Origin of the sequence: Thiohalocapsa marina, assembly GCF_008632335.1 — a bacterium.
Classification (GTDB): domain Bacteria; phylum Pseudomonadota; class Gammaproteobacteria; order Chromatiales; family Chromatiaceae; genus Thiohalocapsa; species Thiohalocapsa marina.
In genome coordinates this window covers 22,468-40,207 of the sequence record NZ_VWXX01000013.1, presented here as the reverse complement: position 1 = coordinate 40,207, position 17,740 = coordinate 22,468, and the positions used below count along the sequence as shown (strand labels likewise).

The window sequence follows — 17,740 nt, the reverse complement described above, 5'->3', positions numbered from 1 at the left end:
TCTTATGCACCCTGTGTTGGCCGTAGCGTCATCAGACAGCGGTTTGGAACAGCGCCGGGGCTGCGCCCGGACGACCTCGTGCACCACCAGCGGAATCCGTATTACCCTACAGGAGACGCTGATTTGTTGGCCTGCCTGATCGGATCCCTGATCGGAGCCGGGCCAAGAATCAGCACGCAATTCGAACACGCGATTTGCGAATCGCTTTATTTGATGAACGGGAGCCCACATGGACAAGCAACCATCTGTATACGAAACCTTCTTCGATCTGGACAGGTACGGCGTTGTTGGTCACTCACAGGCCAAGCCATTTCCCCTGCTCAGCTATCGCGGACTCAAGGCCAGGGGCAAGCAAGTCCTTGCCATCGATCCGAGCTGCGACAGTATCGATGGCGACAAGGCCTATCCGAGCCTGGCCGCACTGCCGCACCCGGTCCAGGGGCTGATCATCGAGGTGCCGAAGGCGGAGACCAGGGACTGGGTGGCGGCCGCTGCTGAGGCCGGCATCAAGGATGTCTGGATCCACATGGCCCATGACACGCCGGAGGCCGTCGCGCTCGCCCGGGAGAAGGGCATCAATCTGCGCACCGGCACCTGTGCCGTGATGTATCTGGCGCCGACGCTGTCCTACCACGGCATCCACAAAATCGTCATGAAATTGCTCGGGAAGTATTGAGGCTGGACGCCGCCGCCGGACAGGCCAGCGTACCGTGAGAAAGGCCCGGCCAGGGCGTCGAGGATGCGTTGGCTGGGGTCCTGGGCCTACAGGGCTGCCGCTGCGCCATCCAGGGGCTTTACCACCAAGGAGACGCTGATTTGCTGGTGACCTGACGAAACAACCGGCGCCTTGGTTGATCTGGGTCTATGCCGCAGCACCACCAAGGTGTCGCGTCAGGGTATATTGCTCCCGACGGACAGGAAGAAGTCATTTTTATCAATTGCTTATAAACTGATAGACGGCGCCGGTCCAGCAGGAAGGCAGAGCGCCGACCCAACGCAGCGTGCCACCCCCGGGTGGAGGAGTTTCCGAATGACTGCCATGCAAATCGCCGGCCGGAACGTCCAGTTCAACAAGAAGGGTCACCTGGTCAGCTTTCAGGACTGGGACAATGACCTGGCCGCGGCGCTTGCAGCCGAGGACGGTCTGAAGCTGACCCCCTGTCATTGGTCCGTGATCAATTTTCTGCGTGATTACTACGCCTTTCACGAGATTCCGCCGTCACCGAAGGTCATCGTGCGGGAGATCGGCCACCAGCTATCCACGCACATGCCGTGCACGCGCAAGAGCCTGATGAGTCTGTTCCCCAACGGGGGCTGCAAGCAGGCCTGCCGCATCGCCGGACTGCCGGACTACTACTGCTACGCCTGCTGAGTCGCACTGACCAGGAAGACGCTGATTGATTGGCCTCCCTGATCCGAGCCAGGCCAACAATCAGCATTTGCCTCAATGGCCTTTCCGGCGCGCGGTCATGCAACCCAGGGCTGCGCGTCCGTTCTTGGCTGTTCAGGCCTGCTGTCTGGTCCGGCACCGTTGTCCGATCCTCCGCAGGACGCCCGATGGGTCTCGTCCAGAAATCGCACCAGCACCTCGGCGTGTGCCTCCACCAGGTGCACCGAGTCATGATCGGCATCCGGGACCTCGTAAAGGCGCACAGGTGCGCCGTTAGCGGCGGCGGCAATGCGGCGGGCGTCGGTGATCGGCACGGTGCGGTCGTGGCTGCCGTGGACCAGCAGCACGGGGCAGGCGACCCGGCAGATGGTGTTGATGGGTGCGATGTCCGCAAAGCGATGCCCGATGATCCACTGCACGTAGCGCTTGGTCAGGTTGACGACCAGCCGCGGCAGGTGCAGCCGCGCCAGGGAGCGCTCGGTGAGTTCATCCGGGTCGGCGAAGGTGCCGATGGCGATCACCGCCCGGACCTGCGGGTTGCGCGTCGCCTCCAGCAATGCTGCACCGGCGCCGACGGAATGGCCGAGCACGCTGATGTGTGCCGCCGCTTCGGGGTGTTGCGCTCGCAGCCAGGTGATGGCCTGACCCAGATCTTCGGCGAAGCGGGGCAGCGAGGAGAAGGTGTCGCCGTCACTTGAGCCGTGATTGCGGGCATTGAACAGCAGCAGATTGCAGCCGGCGCGGTGCAGGGGCAGGGCCAGCGGCAGCATCAACTCGGCATTGCTGCCCCAGCCGTGCAGCAGGATCACGCTCCGGCGCGCGCCGGGTGCCGGCAGCAGCCAGCCTGATAGCGTCCGGCCGCGCACCGTCGGGATGCGCACGGCAGCATAGTCCAGGCCCAGGGCCGCCGGCGAGCCATTGATGCCCAGGCGCGGCGCGCGAAAGCCCAGGTGCACGCCCAGGGGGATGGCGCCAACGGTGACCAGGCCGGCGAGCAGGAGCACCCAGGGCAGGGAAGGCGTTGCGGCGTCGGCGAACATCGATCGACTATTGGGCGTTGAGTTCGACGAATTCCAGCGCGTTAGCGTCCGGATCGCGGCAGAACAGCGCCCGCCGGCCGGAACGGCTGAGGCTGAAGGGGATGCCGGCGGCCTCCAGGCGCTGGCGCAGCCGGTCGAGGTCGTGTACCGACAGGGCCAGGTGCCGATCGCGCCCCCCGTGGGCGGGGCGCCCGTCGGTCGGATCGGGGTTGGGCAGTTCCAGCAGGTGGATCTGCTGCGGGCCGATCTGCAGCCAGGCCCCGGGATAGCCCAGATCCGGGCGCGCCGGGTCCGGGGACAGGCCCAACAGGTCGCGGTAGAAGGCCAGGGAGCGCTCGGTGTCGGCCACGATCAGGCTGACGTGGTGAAGTGCCGTGATCTCAATCAATTGACTTGCCTCTGTTTTGTGCGTCTGCGCGGGTCTGCACTCAACCGGCGGCCTCGATCTGCAACACCTTGCCGCCCAGGTTGCGAAACGCCCGCTGCCGGCAGCTGAGCACGATGATCTGCAGGTCGTTGGCATGGCGATGCAGGGCATCGAACATGCGCTCGATGCGGTCGTCGTCGGTGAACACCAGGGCATCGTCAAGGATCACCGGGGCGTGGCGGCCGCCGTTGGCCGACAGCCGTGCGAAGGCCAGGCGCACCAGCAGCGCGATCTGCTCCTGAGTGCCGCCGGACAGGATGTCAAAAGACTCTTCCTGCCGGTTTCGCTCCAGCGAGCGGGGCAGCAGGCTGGCGTCCGTCCAGTTGAGCACGGCGTCGGGCCAGAGCAGGTGCATCAGCGGCCGAAGTTCCCGCGCCACCGGCTCGAAATACTGCTCCCGGGCGTTGCGGCGAGCCTGCTCCAGCGCCGTCTCCAGGCGTTGCAGCACCGCCACTTCGCGTTCGATGCCGTGCAGCCGCCGGCGCGCAAGCTGCAGCTGTTCCTGGGTCTCCTGGAGCCTTTCTTCGACGGATTCGCCGGCGTTGGCTGCGATCCGTTCATCCAGCGTGGCCAGCGCCTGCGCGATCTCCGAGGCCCGGTTGCGGGCGCTGTCCTGGATGGATTGCGCGCGGGTCAGCGCCGCCTGCGCCATATCGAGGTCGGGCGCCTGTGCCTTGCAATGTGCGCAGTGCGCTTCGGCCGTCTGGCGTCGGCAATCGGCCTCTGCCGCGCCCCTGACCAGAGCGGCCTCGTCGGTGTCGGTGAACGGCTGCAGCGCGACGGCGGCGTTGGCCACGCGCTCCTCCGCACCTTCCAGACGCACCTGGGCCTGGGTCTGCGCGGTGCGCGCCTGGTCGCGCCGCTCCCGGGCGGCCTCGCGCCTGGCGGTTGCGGCATCGGCAGCGGTCTGGGCGGTGCGAAAGGCCGCCTCGGCCTCATCCATTGACATGAACGGGCGCTCGGCCGCATCGTCGTTGCTTCCCGCCGGCATCGCCGCCAGGCTCTGCTCCCGTTCCTGTTCCAGGGCCGCAATGCCCCCGGGGGCCAGGGCGTCCAGCCTGGCCGAGGCCTCGCGGCGCCTGTGTTCTGCCAGTTGGGCGGCTTGATGCGCTCGCTTTGCCGCATCCAGGCTGTCCAGCCCCAGGGCGTCCAGGGCCTGGGACAGCCGTGTGCGGGCCTGTTCGACATCGGCCAGTTCGCCGGCGCCGGCGCCGGGATGGACCCACAGTTCGCCCAGGTCGCCGAGCCGCAGCCGGGTGGATGCGTGGATCAGGTGCGCCGAGTCCTGCTCCAGCGCGACACCATCCTGCATGACGCGGCCTTGCTGGCCCGCTGCGTAGTGCAGCTCGATGCGGGTGGCAGTGCTGTCACGCAGGGCGCGTGCGGTGCGCAGGGCCGTGGCCAGGGTCTGCAGACGCTCCATGTCCCTGTCGGTCGGGCCGAGGGATGCCGCTGCGCTGGCCTCCTCCACGGCCTGCCGTGCGGCCCGGGCCTGGTCGAGCCGCTCGCCGAGTTCCTTGCACCGCGCCGCGCCGGCCAGGGCGGCCTGTTGGGCCTGGATGCGCCGACGCTGCTCCTCTGCGGTCTGGCGGGCGGCGTCTGCCTGCTGATAGGCCTCGACCGCCACGGCAAAGTGGTGTTCGCTGTCGCGCAGGCCGGTTTGTGCGGCGTCCAGCGCCTGTCGCGCCGCATCGGCCCTGGCCTTGGCCGTGCGCTGCTCGGCGAGGGCGCGTCTCAGGGCGGCCAGGGTCTCGTGGGCGCTTGCGGCCGCCAGGGTCTCGGTCTGCAGGCGCTGCTCGGCGGCACGCACCTCGGCGGCGTGCTTCTGTGCCGCCTCCAGCTGCGTCCTGGCCTGTTTGAGTCGGGACGCGCGTTCCGCCTCCGCCTCGGGCGCTTGCAGTTCATCGCGTTCCTGTCTGAGCCGGCGACGCTCCGAGAGCGCCTGCTGCAGCGCCGCGACGCTGTCGGCCAGGCGTTGCTGTTCCTGGTCCAGGTGCGCGACCACCGCCTGGGCGTCGGCCCAGGGCCCGCCGCTCCGGGGTCGGCGGGTCGGGGTTACGTAAGCGGCCAGCTCTTCGCGGCACCGGGCCAGCAGCTGGTCCATGCGCTGTCCGCCGGTCATGGCCTGCACCTCGCCGGCCACCAGCGCCAGCAGGTCGCGTCGCGCCTCCAGCGCGGCCTGCTGCTCCGAGGTGGTGCCGCCGTCGAGACGGGCGCTGCCCTGGCGCACCCAGAGCAGGCCGGCGGGGCCGGCGCCGTTATCCCCTAGCAGGCGGGCGATCCAGGCCTCGGCCTCGTCCGCCTGGGCGATCAGGGTGCCGGCGCGGGCCACGCGGGCCTCGCGTCGGGCCAGCCAGCGCTTGGATACCACGAAGCGCCCGTCCGGCGTGTCCAGCTCAACGGTGACCTCCGGGGCGCCGCCGGCGTGGGGCTTGAGCTGCTTCACGGCATTGGCAGTGGAGCGATGAGGGATGAGGAAGAGCGCGTTCAGGGCGTCGAAGACGGTGGATTTGCCGGACTCGTTGGGCGCGCCCAGCAGGTTGACGCCGTCTTCGATGCCGTTGATCCGTACCGGCTCGACAAAGCGCCGGACGTTCTTCAGTTCGATGGCCCGCAGTTTCATTCCGCGGCCTCTCTGGCGTAGGCGTAGAGCCGGTTCAGGGCGGCGCTGGCGATGTCGCGGGTGTCCTCGGGCTGCTGGTCGTCATCGGCCTCGTGCATCAGGGCCTCGGCGGCGAGGCGGATGGCGCCACTGCGGGCGATCTGGTCCAGGTCAGAGACGCTGTGCAGCGTGCCGAGCCGTTCGCTCTGCAGGTCGAAGTAGGCAAACTCCGGCCTGTGGCGGTCGCAGGTCGCACCCAGGGCCGCATGCGCCGCCGGCGACGCCCAGCCGGTGGCGATGATGCGTAACAGGGTGTTGCGCCGATCCGCCGTCGGCAGCAGGGCCTCCAGGGCGTCGGCGGCGGATTCGCCTTGGTGCAGGGGCAGTTCCTGCCGGATCCAGGCAAAGGTGGCGGTCTCGATCTCGCGCACGTCGGGTTCCGCACCGGGGCCGTCGATGCTGACAGCGAGACAGCGGCCCCGCCCGGGGTGCTTGAACCGGTCCGGCTCCGGCGTGCCGGGGTAGTGGGTGCGCGGCGTCACTGCCAGCCGCCCGTGCCAGTCGCCGAGGGCGAGGTAGTCGAGGCCGGCGCTGCGGTCGCGATCCGGCGGAATATGCTCGCCGCTGTCGGTAAAGTCCAGCACGCCGCCGTGGGCCAGGCCGATGCGCAGCGCGCCCGCCGGCGTGGCGGTGGCGGGCATCGACGCCGTGAGATCGCGTCCGGCGGCCCGGACGGGCACCGGGCAGGGCAGCACATGCACGCCGGGGGCTGGCTGCAGCACACTGGTGTCCAGGATCGGCCGCACATTGGACGGGGCATCGCGGCGGATCGCCTCCCAGACCGGTTCGGCGCTGCGCAGGTTGTCATGGTTGCCCGGCAGCAGCCACCAGTGGACGTCGGCCTGCTCGCGCATCTCGGCCAGCATCTGCCGGAGCACCTGGGGGGAGGGCGTGGCGGAGTCGAAGGTGTCGCCGGCGAGCAGCACATGCCGGGCGCCGTGGGTCCGGGCCGCCTGCGCCAGGCGCCGGATGACGGTGTGGCGCGCGTCCATCAGGCGCCCGCGGACGCCGTTGTCGGCCGGTTCGGGGATATTGGCGAAGCGGCGGCCCAGATGCAGGTCGCTGGTATGGATGAATCGGAACGGCATCGCTGGGTGTTTCGGTCACATGGCGCGCATGGGCGCGGTGTCGGCGGGATCGACGCCGGTCGCGTCAGTGGCGTCACTGGCCAGCTGCTCCAGGCCCTGGCGCCAGTCCTCGACGAACAGCTCGATGGACTCGATGAAGTCCGGCGCGTGGCTCGCGCGATTGATGGTGCAGTGGATCAGCACCCCGTCGGGCTCGGCGGTCAGGGTCCAGGCCAGGGCGTTGGGGCAGTGCGGCAGGGTAAAGCGCAGCCCGCCGCTGAGCAGCTCGCGGCGCACCTGGAACTGGCCCCAGAGGCAATAGATGGCGCCGGCGTCGCAGCTGGTGTCCCAGTCCAGCACCCGATCGATGGAGGCGCAGGCCTCGGCCAGGCGGGGACCGCGTATGCCCGCGTGCAAGCCTTCAGCAGACAGGCGGCAACGGGCGGTGGCAAAAAATTCCATGGCAGTGGTTTGCTTCGGGTTGGCGCTCAGCCGGCCGCCAGGCCGGCCAGATGGTGGAAACTCTCCATGCGCTGGGGCGCGATAATGCCTTGTTCGCAGGCGGCACGGAGGGCGCAGCCGGGCTCGTGCCGGTGACTGCAGTCGGCGAAGCGGCAATGGCCCAGAAAGGGCGCGAACTCGCGAAAGCCCTGCTCGAGCTGGCTGCGGCTGATGGCGCCCAGGCGGAAGCTGCGCACCCCGGGCGAGTCGATCAGATGCCCGCCGTTGGCGAGCCGGTAGCAGGTGCTGGCGGAGGTGGTGTGGCGACCCAGCCCGGTGGCCTTGGACAGGCGTCCGATCTGGATGTCACGGTCGGGCATCAGGGCCTGGACGATGGACGACTTGCCGACGCCGGACTGCCCCAGCAGGATGCTGGTGCGTTCCGCCAGATGCGGGCGCAGGGCCTCCAGCTGCGGATCCTGCTTGACGCTGACCGGCAGCAGCGGATAGCCGATGGCGGGATAGTGGGCGAACGCCTGCAGGAACGCCCCGCGCTCCGGAGGGTCGATGAGGTCCATCTTGTTCGCCAGGATCAGCGCCTGCACGCCGATGAGCTCGGCGGCCACCAGATACTGATCCACCAGGTAGCCGCTGGGCGCCGGGCGCGGCGCGACGACAACGATGATGAGCGAGATGTTTGCTGCCAGCGGCTTGTCGCGCCCGCCGTAGTCGGGGCGGCTGAGCACGGTGTCGCGGGGCTGCAGGGCGGTGACCACGCCGGCGGCGGTGCCGGTGGGTTGCCAGACCACCCGGTCGCCGCAGACCGGCTGACCGATGTTGCGGCGCAGCAGGCAGTGGTGCACCTGGCCCTGGTCGTCTTCCACGGCCAGATTGGACCCATGGCGCACCACCACGCGACCGGCCCGGGGCTCGGCGTCGTCGAGCTGCTCCATGACATCGGTGGTGCGCTCCTCCAGGCGCCGACGACGGCGATCCTGAATGGCGCGAATGCGCTCGATCTGGCGTTGGGACAGGCGCCGTCGTGGCATGCTGACACTCTACCTGCTCAATTGGCAGCCGAAACCCTATGGCTACGGACAATGACTGCATTCGACACGGATCTCTCACATCTCCGTAGATTCTTGGGCGACCAGTGTAGCCGATCAGGCCGCGGCGTATCGGAGTTCGCATCGCTCGACACGGCGGTTGTACAGATGCTGGTGTGCGTTGGATATACTCGCCTTTACAGCCGCGAAAACCGAAATCGCCGAGACGGGAGCGACACATGGCAAGAGAGGACAACCTGATCTGGATGGATCTGGAAATGACCGGGCTGGATCCGTTTCGGGACTACATCCTGGAGATCGCCACCATCGTCACCAGTCCCGATCTGGAGGTGCTGGCGGAGGGGCCGGTGATCGCCGTGCATCAGCAAGAGCACGTACTGGCGGGGATGGATGACTGGAACAAGACGCATCATGGCCAGTCCGGCCTGATCGATCGGGTGCGCAACAGCGACAAGGATGAACGGCAGGCGGAGGCGGAGACACTGGCGTTTCTGGAGAAGTGGTGCGTGGCGCGCAAGTCGCCGCTGTGCGGCAACAGCATTTGCCAGGACCGCCGTTTCCTGGCGCGCTGGATGCCGCGACTGGAGGCCTATGTGCACTATCGCAACCTGGATGTCAGCAGCCTGAAGATCCTGGGCCTGTTGTGGGCGCCGGACGTGGTGGATGCGTTCAAGAAGGAGGGCCGTCACGAGGCGCTGAACGACATCCGCGAGTCCATCGCCGAGCTGCGGCACTATCGCGCAGAACTGCTGCAGGTGTAGGTGGCTGACGGGCCCATGAACATGCCTACCACAGAGCGCCCCTTGCCCTATGCGCTCTATCGCGCCGAACAGGTGCGGGCGCTGGATCGCTGCGCCATCGAGCGGCACCACATCCCCGGCGAGGTGCTGATGGAGCGCGCCGGCGCGGCGGCCTTCGGGCTGCTGCGGGCGCGCTGGCCGCAGGCGCGGCGGATCGCGGTGCTGGTGGGTCCCGGCAACAACGGCGGCGACGGCTACGTGGTGGCGCGTCTCTGCCTTGGTGCCGGGCTGCGGGTGGACCTGCTGCAACTGGGGGAGCATCGGCACCTGGAGGGCGAGGCCGCGCTGGCGGCGCGGGCCTTTGCCCAGGCCGGCGGCGCCGGCAGGGCCTGGCGTGCCCTGCCGGCGGATGCGGACCTGATCGTCGACGGCCTGCTCGGCACCGGCCTGCAGCGCCCGGTGGCCGGGGTCTGGGCGCAGGCCATCGGCGCCGTCAATGGGGCGCGGGCGCCGGTGCTGGCGCTGGACATCCCGTCCGGGCTGAGCGCGGACACCGGCGCCGTGCTCGGCGCGGCGGTGGAGGCGGACACCACCCTGAGCTTCATCGGCCTGAAGCAGGGCATGTTCACCGGCCGCGGTCCGGACTGCTGCGGCGAGATCCGCTTCGACGGGCTGCAGGTACCGCCCGGCATCTACGCCGGCGAGATCCTGTCCGCGCGGCGACTGGACTGGCGCAAGGAGGCGGCACTGCTGCCGCGGCGGCGGCGCAGTGCGCACAAGGGCGACTGTGGTCATGTGCTCGTCGTCGGCGGCGCCCCCGGCATGTCCGGGGCGGCGCGGCTGGCGGCTGAGGCGGCCCTGCGCGGCGGCGCCGGCCTGGTGACCCTGGCGACGCATCCGCAGCATGCCCCCTGGCTCAACTTGACCCGGCCTGAACTCATGGTGCAGGGCGTGGATGATCCGGCGGCGCTTGTGCCGCTGGCACAGCGGGCCACGGTCATCGCCGTCGGTCCGGGGCTGGGGCAGGGGCCTTGGGGCCGGGCGTTCCTGCAGCAGGTGCTGCGCCTGGAGCGGCCGATGGTGCTGGATGCGGATGCGCTGAACCTGATCGCAGCCGATGGCGTCGGCGACGGCTCGATGGCGGCTGCAGCGGCAGACTCGCCACCCTGGCCGTCGCAATGGGTGCTGACGCCGCACCCCGGCGAGGCGGCGCGTCTGCTGGGCTGCAGCGTGGCCGATGTGGAAGCGAACCGATTCGTCGCGGCGCGCCGGTTGCAGGAGCGCTATGGCGGAACGGTGGTGCTGAAGGGCGCCGGCAGCCTGATCCTGGGGCCGGGGCACCGGCCGGTGGGGGTCTGCAGCCAGGGCAACCCCGGCATGGCAAGCGCCGGTATGGGTGATGTGCTGACCGGCATCATCGCAGCATTGCTGGGGCAGGGGCTGTCACCGGAACAGGCCGCCGGCGCCGGTGTCTGCCTGCATGCAGCGGCCGGTGACCGCGCCGCGCGACAGGGGCAGCGCGGGCTGATCGCCGGCGATCTGATCGACGCCCTGCGTTCAACCCTGGCCCTGGCGGAGGAATGACCCGATGGAAACGGAATGGTATCTGGCGTCCGAGGCGGCGCAACTGGCATTCGGCGCCGCCCTCGGCGAGCGCCTGCGCGGCCGTGCTGGTGTCGTCTTTCTGCGTGGCGATCTGGGGGCCGGCAAGACGACCTTGGTGCGCGGGCTGTTGCGCGCGCTGGGGCACAGGGGTGCTGTGCGCAGTCCCACTTACACGTTGATGGAGCCCTACGCGCCGGGCGAGAGCCGGGTGTTCCACCTGGACCTGTACCGGCTGGGCGATCCGGAAGAACTGGAGTACCTCGGGTTGCGCGATCTTCTGGACGGCGAGGCCCTGCTGCTGGTGGAGTGGCCGGAGCGGGGTGCCGGGGTGCTGCCCGCGCCGGATCTGGAGATCCTGATCACCCATGCGCCGCCGGGACGCCAGGTGCTGCTGCGTGCCTGCCCCGCCTGGACCTGGCTGCCGGCATCCCTGGCGCTGCCGAAGAAGACCGGCTGATCACCCCTTTTGGCGACGCTGTCTGATTGGCCTCCCTGATCGGATCCTGGCCAAAATGGCGGGGCTTCCTGTCCCGCGCGGGGAATGCTGACTGAAGCAGCAATTCCCCTGGCAAAGGCGAGTTCGGTTTTCGCGCCTTGTCTCTCGTGGGTTGTCTCCAATGGGCCACAATGCCTTGTGGTTGCGGTGAAAATGCAACCGATTTCTCAGCCGGCATGAAGTTGCCGTCACAACAAGCAGTTCTATTTCTGGAACTTTTTGCCGCCTGATGCTACGCTTTAGATGCCTTTCGATGCCGTCTGGGGGGACGATCCGGGGGAAGCTGCGTCATGAAGAACGCATTTGCAACAATTCTGGCGCTGTTCACGGCGCTTTGCGCGTTGCCGACGACAGCGGACCTGACGAGCATCCACGGCGCAAGGATCTGGAACGGTCCGGATCACACACGGGTGGTCATCGACACCGCGGAACCGGTGGAGCACAAGATCTTCGCCCTTGACGGGCCGGACCGCCTGGTGGTGGACATCGTCGACGCGCGGCTTGAAGGCGGACTGCCCACGGCCCATGTCAAGGACTTGCTGGTGGCGGGGCTGCGCAGCGGCGTGCGCGATGGCGACGATCTGCGCATCGTGCTGGACCTGAAGCAGCCGGTGAAGGTCAAGAGTTTCTCCCTGACGCCCAACGAGACCTACGGTCACCGCGTGGTCATCGACGTCGAGGCAAAGGACGGCGGTCCGGCCCGTGACGGCGTGCCGACCTCAGCCACGCGCATGGCAAGCGTGCGACAGACGCAGCAGCCGACCTACCGACAGCACCGGGACGTGGTGGTGGCAGTGGATGCGGGGCATGGCGGCGAAGACCCCGGCGCCATCGGTGCCGCCGGCACCTACGAGAAGGACATCACCCTGTCCGTGGCGCGAAAGCTCGCGGCCCGCATCAACAAGCAGCGGGGCATGCGGGCGGTGCTGATCCGCGACGGCGACTACTTCGTGCCCCTGCGCAAGCGCATCGACAAGGCCCGCCAGGCGCATGCGGACCTGTTCGTCTCCATCCATGCCGACGCCTTCAATGACCGCCGGGTGCGTGGCTCGTCGGTGTTCACGCTGTCCAACGGCGCCGCCTCCAGCGAGGCGGCGAAATGGTTGGCGGACCGCGAGAACCGCGCCGACCTGATCGGCGGCGTCAGCCTCGCCGAGCGCAACGAGGTACTGGCGGGGGTGTTGCTGGACATGACCCAGAACGCCACCATCGAGCACAGCGGCGTGGCCGCATCGCGAGTGCTGAAGCGACTGGGCGCGGTGGGCGAGGTGCACCAGAGTCGGGTGCAGCAGGCGGGGTTCGTGGTGCTGAAGTCACCGGACATCCCGTCCATGCTGGTGGAGACCGCGTTCATCTCCAACCCGGACGAGGAAAAGCGGTTGCGCAGCGCGGCGTACCAGAACAGGATCGCGGACTCGCTGCTGGCGGGCATCGTTGACTATTTCAATGAGTATCCGCCGCCGGGAACGCAGTTCGCCCGCGAGCCGGGGCCGCCGCCGGGGGGCGACAAGACCTCGGACGCCGGCCTGCTGCCGGGTCGGGTGACCACCCTGGCCGGAGTGGGTCCTCAGGCGCCCCGTTGAGTCGACGCGGGCCGATCTGCTTCGGGCAGCCCGTCGAAGAAGTCCACCACCCCGGTCGCCAGACAGTACTCGGCGCCCACCACCAGCAGTTCATCGTGCAGGATCAGGTCTTCCAGGATCTGCGAGCCGTGTCTCAGCTGACTGGCGGCGGCCCGGATATTGGCGCGCACCGCCTGCTCCATCAGCGCCGTCGGCTGCGTTGCGAGGTCTGTCTCCAGCAGCCCCTCAACCGACGGGCGAATACGGTCGACGATGGGTCGAAGGTGGCTGGAACGCTGTTCCGGCGGTCGTCGCAGTTCCTCCAGCGTGGCGGTGACGGCGCCGCAGTGAGAGTGGCCGAGCACCACCACCAGGCGGGTGGCAAAGCGGTCGGCGGCAAATTCCACGCTGCCGACCTGGGACGGGGCGACGATATTGCCCGCCACCCGGATGACGAACAGGTCGCCCAGGCCCTGGTCGAAGATGATCTCCGCAGGAACGCGGGAATCGGAGCAGCCCAGCACGATGGCGAAGGGGGCCTGTCCGGACAGCAGTGCGCTGCGTCGCGCCTGGTCCGCCAGATTGCTGCTGCTGGTGGCCTCGCTCAGGTAGCGCCGGTTGCCTTCGCGCAGCCGCTCGAGCGCGTCGAGGGCGGATACCTGATTCCTTGTCATGCTCTTCTCCCTGCGGGTCAGGCGCCGCATGGCACGGTCGCGAAAAAACGGGCATTATCCGGGATCGGGCGGCCAGCCGCCAGCTGCCAGCCGCAAGTTGCAGCAATGACAGGTACGCGCCCATACGGTTTGGATTTCAACGTGCTGCCGCACCTGCCGATTCAACGAGATCATCCGCCATGAACCCGACGTCCCGTTCGCATCCAGACAGCCTGCGCCAGTCCGGGATCCCCCGGGTTGGGTTCGTCAGCCTTGGCTGTCCCAAGGCCACCGTGGACTCCGAGCGCATCCTGACCCAGCTGCGCGCCGAGGGGTATGCGCTGTCGCCGGACTACCAGGGGGCAGATCTGGTTGTGGTAAACACCTGTGGATTCATCGATGCCGCGGTGGACGAATCCCTGGAGGCCATCGGCGAGGCCCTGGACGAGAATGGCCGTGTCATCGTCACCGGCTGTCTCGGCGCCCGTGCCGAGCTGATCCGTGCCACCCATCCACAGGTGCTGGCGGTGACCGGCGCCCATGCCTTTGCCGACGTGATGCAGGCGGTGCATCGGTATCTGCCGCCGCCAGATCAGCCGTTCGCCAATCTGGTACCGCCCCAGGGGGTGAAACTGACGCCGAGTCACTATGCCTATCTGAAGATCTCCGAGGGCTGCAACCATCGCTGCAGCTTCTGCATCATCCCCAGCCTGCGGGGGGACTTGGTCAGTCGTCCCATCGGCGAGGTCATGGCCGAGGCCGGGCGCCTGGTGGACAGCGGCGTGCGGGAGCTGCTGATCGTTGCCCAGGACACCAGCGCCTACGGCCTGGATCTGCGCTACCGGCCGGATTTCTGGGAGGGCAGGCCGCTACGCACCGACATCGAGACCCTGGCGCGCTCCCTCGGCGAATTGATGGCCTGGGTGAGGCTGCATTACATCTATCCCTATCCGCAGGTTGACCAGCTGATCCCGCTGATGGCCGATGGCCTGATCCTGCCCTACCTGGACATGCCGCTGCAGCATGCCAGCCCCAGCATACTCAAGGCCATGCGCCGCCCCGCGGCCACAGAGAAGGTGTTGCAGCGAATCGAGGGCTGGCGGCGGTTGTGTCCTGAGCTTGCCCTGCGCAGCACCTTCATTGTCGGCTTTCCCGGCGAGACGGACGCGGATTTTCAGCAACTGCTGGCCTTTCTGCAAGAGGCCCGACTGGACCGCGTCGGCTGCTTCCCGTATTCCGCGGTGGAGGGCGCGGCGGCCAATGCCCTGCCGGACCCGGTGCCGGAGAGGCTGAAACAGGAGCGTCTGCAACGCTTCATGGAGGTGCAGGCGCAGATCAGCCGCGCCCGGCTGGCCGAGCGGGTCGGCCGGCGTGAGGTGGTGCTGGTGGACCAGGTGCAGGACGACTGCGTCATCGCCCGCAGCCAGGCCGATGCGCCGGAGATCGACGGTAACGTACTGATCGACGGCGCCTGGGAACTGTCGCCAGGCGATTTCATCGAGGTGGACATCACGGGGAGCAGCGACCATGACCTGACGGCAGAGCCCGTCACCGGCTGAGAGCCGGTCGGCATGGGCAGCAGCATCGGCAGTCAAGGGGCAGCCGCCGCACGGCCCGTTCGCTGGCCCTGGTTCCTGGGGGGGCTTGTGCTGCTGGTGGCGGGCCTCGGCCTGCTCATGGCGCAGGTGGCGGCCACCCCGACCCCGGACCTGCGCATCGAGACCTCCGCCGAGGTGGTGGACCGCAACGGCACCTTGTTGCGTGCCTTCACCGTCGCCGATGGCCGCTGGCGCTTGCGGGTTGAACCCGAGGCAGTGGACCCGCTGCTGCTCGAGATGTTGCTGGCGTTCGAGGACCAGCGTTTCTTCAGTCACGGCGGGGTTGATCCCAGGGCCATCGCGCGGGCGGCGTGGCAGGCGCTGCGGCATGGCCGCGTGGTCTCCGGCGCCTCCACCCTGAGCATGCAGGTGGCCCGCCTGCGCCTGGGGCTGTCCACCCGCAGCCTGGCGGGAAAATGGCAGCAGATCCGCGGGGCGCTGGCCCTGGAGCGGGCGGCGGATAAGGATGCCATCCTCGCCGCCTATCTGCATCTGGCGCCCTATGGCGGCAATCTGGAGGGGGTGCGGGCGGCCTCCCTGGCCTGGTTCGGCAAGGAGCCGGTGCGCCTGACGCCGGCGCAGGCGGCGCTGCTGGTAGCGTTGCCGCAATCGCCCCGGGCCCGACGGCCGGATCTGTCGCCGGACGGCGCGCGCGCCGGCCGTGCGCGGGTGCTTGCCCGGGCCGAGGCGGCGGGGATCATCGATGCGGACACCGCGGCGGCGGCCCGCCGCGAGCCATTGCCGACACGCCGGCTGGCGTTTCCGCTGCACGCCGCCCATGCGGCGCGCCGTGCGCTGGAGCATGCGCCGAGTCGTGGCCGACATCGGCTGACCATCGATGCCGGCCTGCAGGCCCGGCTGGAACGCCTTGCGGCGGAGCATGCGGCGGCGCTGCCGGACGGTACCTCGGTGGCCCTGATGGTGGCGGATCACGGGTCCGGCGAGGTGCTGGCCTCAGTGGGCTCTGCCGGCCTGCTGGACAGCGGGCGCGATGGGTTCGTCGACATGACGCGCGCCTTGCGCTCGCCGGGCTCGACGCTGAAACCGCTGATCTACGGCCTGGCCTTCGACCAGGGGCTGGCGCATCCCCAGAGCCTGATCGAGGACCGGCCGGACAGCTTCGGCGACTATGCGCCGACCAATTTCGATCGCGACTTCCAGGGCACGGTGACCGTGCGCGAGGCCTTGCAGGCGTCGCTCAATGTGCCGGCGATCACGCTGCTGCAGGCCGTCGGTCCGGCGCGGCTGCTGGCCCGCTTGCGGCGGGCAGGTGCCGAGCCGCAACTGGCGGGCCACGCCAGCCCGGGGCTGGCCATCGGTCTTGGGGGCGTTGGCCTGACGCTGCATGATCTGGTGGCGCTGTATGCCGCCATTGGTCGCGGCGGCCGCGCCCTGGACCTGCGGGAGCGGCTCGATGCCCCGCTGGCGGCTCCGCTGGCGTCTGGGAATCGTCCGCCGGTGCTGTCATCGCGCGCCACCTGGTATCTGGGATCCATTCTGTCCGGCAGCGGCGACATGCGGCAGGTCAGCGACGCTCTGGCGATGAAGACGGGGACCTCCTACGGCTACCGTGATGCCTGGGCGCTGGGGTACGACGGTCGTCATGTCATCGGCGTCTGGGCCGGTCGACCGGACGGGGCACCGGTGTTCGGGCTGACCGGGCGGACGGCGGCGGTACCGCTGCTGCGCGATGCCTATGCGCGGCTCGGCCGCCGCGTGCCGCTGCCGCCCCCAGGGCGCGATGTGTGGCTGGCGCGCACGACCGATCTGCCGCCGACCCTGCGGGCGGTGCGTCCGGCAGCGGCTGCGGACCCGGCGTCCCGGCTGGACGGGGTGGAGATTGCCTTTCCGCCGGATGGCGCCCGTGTGGACCTGGGGCTGCGGCAGGGGGCCGGTGGCGAGCTGGTGCTGCAGGCGCGCGATGGCCGCCCGCCGCTGGTGTGGCTGGCCAATGGTCGGCCGATTGCCCAGGAGCGGTTTGTTCGCACCGCTCGCTGGCGACCGGACGGGCCGGGCTATGCCACCATCTCGGTGATCGATGCGGATGGCCGCGCCAGTCGCGTGCGCGTCCATCTGGAGTGAAAGCAGCGGGGCAACGTGCGAGACTATGACAAGTCCAAACCAACCCGAACCAAACAAGCCATCGGCCTGAGCTGTGCCCGAACACTCATGGTCGTCGACTCTGACTGATGCCCAGCAAACACCTGCTCGTCGATATCGGCAACACCTCCGTCAAGTGGGCCCTGTGGGATGGTCGCCAGTTGTGTCGGCCGGGGGCCGCGAAGCATCATGGCGCATTGCCCATCGACCTGCTTGCGGCCTGGGAGTCCCTGACGGGGATCGCACAACTGGTGGTCGCCTGTGTCGGCCCTCGGTCCGTGCTGGATGCCGTGGCTGCGGTGGCCCGGGCGAGCTGGCAGTGCGGGGTGCGGGTGGTGGAGACCCGGGCGAGCGCCCATGGCGTGCGGATTGCGTATGCGCAGCCCGCGCGGCTGGGGGTGGATCGGTTCCTGGCCCTGGTAGGGGCACAGCATGCTGGGCCGCCGGGCGACAAGGTGATCGTCGACGCCGGTACCGCGGTGACCTATGACCTGCTGGATGCCGCAGGTCGGCACCTCGGCGGCCTGATCCTGCCCGGTGTGCAGATGATGCGCGACAGTCTGCTGACCGGGACCCTGATCCCGCGGCACGAGTCCGCCGATGGCAATCAGTCCTGGGCGGCGGATACCGGCGAGGCCATTGCCGCCGCCAGCATCCAGGCCCCGGCGGCGCTGGCCGAGCGGCTGCTGGACCGGCTGGCGCAGGAGACCGGCAACAGCCCGTGCCTGATCATCACCGGCGGCGACGCCGAGCGGTTGCTGCCGGCCATCGACCGTCCGGCGGTGCATCAGCCGGACCTGGTGCTGCAGGGCCTGAGTCGGTTCGTCTGAGCCTGCCGCTTGTGCATCTTTCAGCAGCTGCTGTTCCTGCTGACGGCGCTGTTCTCCGCGCC

At 68.9% G+C, this 17,740-nt stretch carries 16 protein-coding genes; 9 read left to right on the top strand and 7 right to left on the bottom strand.

Annotated elements, in window-relative coordinates; genetic code table 11:
* Nucleotides 1-229: 229 nt before the first annotated feature.
* Together F2Q65_RS10120 and F2Q65_RS10115 are read left to right on the top strand one after the other, a co-directional pair.
* A complete protein-coding gene (locus F2Q65_RS10120) occupies nucleotides 230-676 on the top strand; it encodes a CoA-binding protein (protein WP_150092983.1) in 447 nt (148 codons plus the stop codon).
* 354 nt (nucleotides 677-1,030) lie between these two features.
* On the top strand, nucleotides 1,031-1,372 hold the full coding sequence (locus F2Q65_RS10115; protein ID WP_150092981.1) for a TusE/DsrC/DsvC family sulfur relay protein: 342 nt from the start codon (nucleotides 1,031-1,033) through the stop codon (nucleotides 1,370-1,372).
* A 95-nt stretch (nucleotides 1,373-1,467) separates the two neighbouring features.
* Here the strand turns inward: F2Q65_RS10115 and F2Q65_RS10110 are convergent, their stop codons facing one another.
* From F2Q65_RS10110 to rsgA, 6 genes are read right to left on the bottom strand one after another with little or no spacing between them, the layout of a single operon-like run.
* Entirely contained in the window at nucleotides 1,468-2,430 is a 963-nt protein-coding gene (locus tag F2Q65_RS10110) for an alpha/beta hydrolase (RefSeq protein WP_150092979.1), read from the bottom strand.
* A 7-nt stretch (nucleotides 2,431-2,437) separates the two neighbouring features.
* Nucleotides 2,438-2,818 carry a VOC family protein gene (locus F2Q65_RS10105; protein ID WP_246156129.1) on the bottom strand — a complete coding sequence of 127 codons (381 nt, stop codon included), beginning with the start codon at nucleotides 2,816-2,818 and terminating at the stop codon, nucleotides 2,438-2,440.
* A gap of 40 nt (nucleotides 2,819-2,858) precedes the next feature.
* Nucleotides 2,859-5,480: an AAA family ATPase gene (locus F2Q65_RS10100; protein WP_150092975.1), complete on the bottom strand. Its 2,622-nt coding sequence runs from the start codon at nucleotides 5,478-5,480 to the stop codon at nucleotides 2,859-2,861.
* Entirely contained in the window at nucleotides 5,477-6,607 is a 1,131-nt protein-coding gene (locus F2Q65_RS10095) for a metallophosphoesterase family protein (RefSeq protein ID WP_150092973.1), read from the bottom strand. The genes F2Q65_RS10100 and F2Q65_RS10095 overlap by 4 nt, the downstream gene beginning before the upstream one ends.
* Nucleotides 6,608-6,622: 15 nt before the next feature.
* Complete coding sequence (locus tag F2Q65_RS10090) at nucleotides 6,623-7,048, bottom strand: hypothetical protein (RefSeq protein WP_150092971.1); 426 nt, start codon at nucleotides 7,046-7,048, stop codon at nucleotides 6,623-6,625.
* 26 nt (nucleotides 7,049-7,074) lie between these two features.
* Nucleotides 7,075-8,076 (bottom strand): small ribosomal subunit biogenesis GTPase RsgA, encoded by a 1,002-nt coding sequence (gene rsgA, locus F2Q65_RS10085; RefSeq protein ID WP_150092969.1) that lies wholly within the window; start codon nucleotides 8,074-8,076, stop codon nucleotides 7,075-7,077.
* Between the two features lie 236 nt (nucleotides 8,077-8,312).
* Here rsgA and orn point away from each other — a divergent pair, with 236 nt between their 5' ends.
* The 4 genes from orn (at nucleotide 8,313) to F2Q65_RS10065 (ending at nucleotide 12,518) form a co-directional block, all read left to right on the top strand.
* Nucleotides 8,313-8,855: an oligoribonuclease gene (gene orn / locus F2Q65_RS10080; protein WP_150092967.1), complete on the top strand. Its 543-nt coding sequence runs from the start codon at nucleotides 8,313-8,315 to the stop codon at nucleotides 8,853-8,855.
* 15 nt (nucleotides 8,856-8,870) lie between these two features.
* Nucleotides 8,871-10,418, top strand: coding sequence for an NAD(P)H-hydrate dehydratase (locus F2Q65_RS10075; protein WP_150092965.1), 1,548 nt, complete (start codon nucleotides 8,871-8,873; stop codon nucleotides 10,416-10,418).
* Between the two features lie 4 nt (nucleotides 10,419-10,422).
* Entirely contained in the window at nucleotides 10,423-10,896 is a 474-nt protein-coding gene (gene tsaE, locus F2Q65_RS10070) for a tRNA (adenosine(37)-N6)-threonylcarbamoyltransferase complex ATPase subunit type 1 TsaE (RefSeq protein WP_150092963.1), read from the top strand.
* A 329-nt stretch (nucleotides 10,897-11,225) separates the two neighbouring features.
* Nucleotides 11,226-12,518 carry an N-acetylmuramoyl-L-alanine amidase gene (locus tag F2Q65_RS10065; protein WP_150092961.1) on the top strand — a complete coding sequence of 431 codons (1,293 nt, stop codon included), beginning with the start codon at nucleotides 11,226-11,228 and terminating at the stop codon, nucleotides 12,516-12,518.
* Here the strand turns inward: F2Q65_RS10065 and F2Q65_RS10060 are convergent.
* The gene (locus tag F2Q65_RS10060; protein ID WP_150092959.1) at nucleotides 12,503-13,171 is read right to left on the bottom strand and encodes a carbonic anhydrase; all 669 of its coding nucleotides are present in this window, start codon (nucleotides 13,169-13,171) and stop codon (nucleotides 12,503-12,505) included. The genes F2Q65_RS10065 and F2Q65_RS10060 overlap by 16 nt on opposite strands.
* Nucleotides 13,172-13,350: 179 nt before the next feature.
* Between F2Q65_RS10060 and rimO the strand changes: the two genes are divergently transcribed.
* The 3 genes from rimO (at nucleotide 13,351) to F2Q65_RS10045 (ending at nucleotide 17,678) form a co-directional block, all read left to right on the top strand.
* The gene (gene rimO / locus F2Q65_RS10055) at nucleotides 13,351-14,709 is read left to right on the top strand and encodes a 30S ribosomal protein S12 methylthiotransferase RimO (protein ID WP_150092957.1); all 1,359 of its coding nucleotides are present in this window, start codon (nucleotides 13,351-13,353) and stop codon (nucleotides 14,707-14,709) included.
* Between the two features lie 12 nt (nucleotides 14,710-14,721).
* Nucleotides 14,722-16,830, top strand: coding sequence for a penicillin-binding protein 1C (pbpC, locus tag F2Q65_RS10050; protein ID WP_150092955.1), 2,109 nt, complete (start codon nucleotides 14,722-14,724; stop codon nucleotides 16,828-16,830).
* A gap of 107 nt (nucleotides 16,831-16,937) precedes the next feature.
* The gene (locus tag F2Q65_RS10045; RefSeq protein WP_150092953.1) at nucleotides 16,938-17,678 is read left to right on the top strand and encodes a type III pantothenate kinase; all 741 of its coding nucleotides are present in this window, start codon (nucleotides 16,938-16,940) and stop codon (nucleotides 17,676-17,678) included.
* The last annotated feature ends 62 nt before the right edge of the window (nucleotides 17,679-17,740 follow it).

Excerpts from the sequence above, each read along its gene's own strand:
- rsgA (WP_150092969.1), bottom strand. The coding sequence starts at position 8,076 with ATGCCACGACGGCGCCTGTCCCAACGCCAGATCGAGCGCATTCGCGCC.
- F2Q65_RS10075 (WP_150092965.1), top strand. The coding sequence starts at position 8,871 with ATGAACATGCCTACCACAGAGCGCCCCTTGCCCTATGCGCTCTATCGC.
- F2Q65_RS10045 (WP_150092953.1), top strand. The coding sequence starts at position 16,938 with ATGCCCAGCAAACACCTGCTCGTCGATATCGGCAACACCTCCGTCAAG.
- orn (WP_150092967.1), top strand. The coding sequence starts at position 8,313 with ATGGCAAGAGAGGACAACCTGATCTGGATGGATCTGGAAATGACCGGG.
- F2Q65_RS10120 (WP_150092983.1), top strand. The coding sequence starts at position 230 with ATGGACAAGCAACCATCTGTATACGAAACCTTCTTCGATCTGGACAGG.
- F2Q65_RS10060 (WP_150092959.1), bottom strand. The coding sequence starts at position 13,171 with ATGACAAGGAATCAGGTATCCGCCCTCGACGCGCTCGAGCGGCTGCGC.
- F2Q65_RS10090 (WP_150092971.1), bottom strand. The coding sequence starts at position 7,048 with ATGGAATTTTTTGCCACCGCCCGTTGCCGCCTGTCTGCTGAAGGCTTG.
- F2Q65_RS10095 (WP_150092973.1), bottom strand. The coding sequence starts at position 6,607 with ATGCCGTTCCGATTCATCCATACCAGCGACCTGCATCTGGGCCGCCGC.
- F2Q65_RS10115 (WP_150092981.1), top strand. The coding sequence starts at position 1,031 with ATGACTGCCATGCAAATCGCCGGCCGGAACGTCCAGTTCAACAAGAAG.
- rimO (WP_150092957.1), top strand. The coding sequence starts at position 13,351 with ATGAACCCGACGTCCCGTTCGCATCCAGACAGCCTGCGCCAGTCCGGG.
- F2Q65_RS10110 (WP_150092979.1), bottom strand. The coding sequence starts at position 2,430 with ATGTTCGCCGACGCCGCAACGCCTTCCCTGCCCTGGGTGCTCCTGCTC.
- pbpC (WP_150092955.1), top strand. The coding sequence starts at position 14,722 with ATGGGCAGCAGCATCGGCAGTCAAGGGGCAGCCGCCGCACGGCCCGTT.
- F2Q65_RS10100 (WP_150092975.1), bottom strand. The coding sequence starts at position 5,480 with ATGAAACTGCGGGCCATCGAACTGAAGAACGTCCGGCGCTTTGTCGAG.
- F2Q65_RS10065 (WP_150092961.1), top strand. The coding sequence starts at position 11,226 with ATGAAGAACGCATTTGCAACAATTCTGGCGCTGTTCACGGCGCTTTGC.
- tsaE (WP_150092963.1), top strand. The coding sequence starts at position 10,423 with ATGGAAACGGAATGGTATCTGGCGTCCGAGGCGGCGCAACTGGCATTC.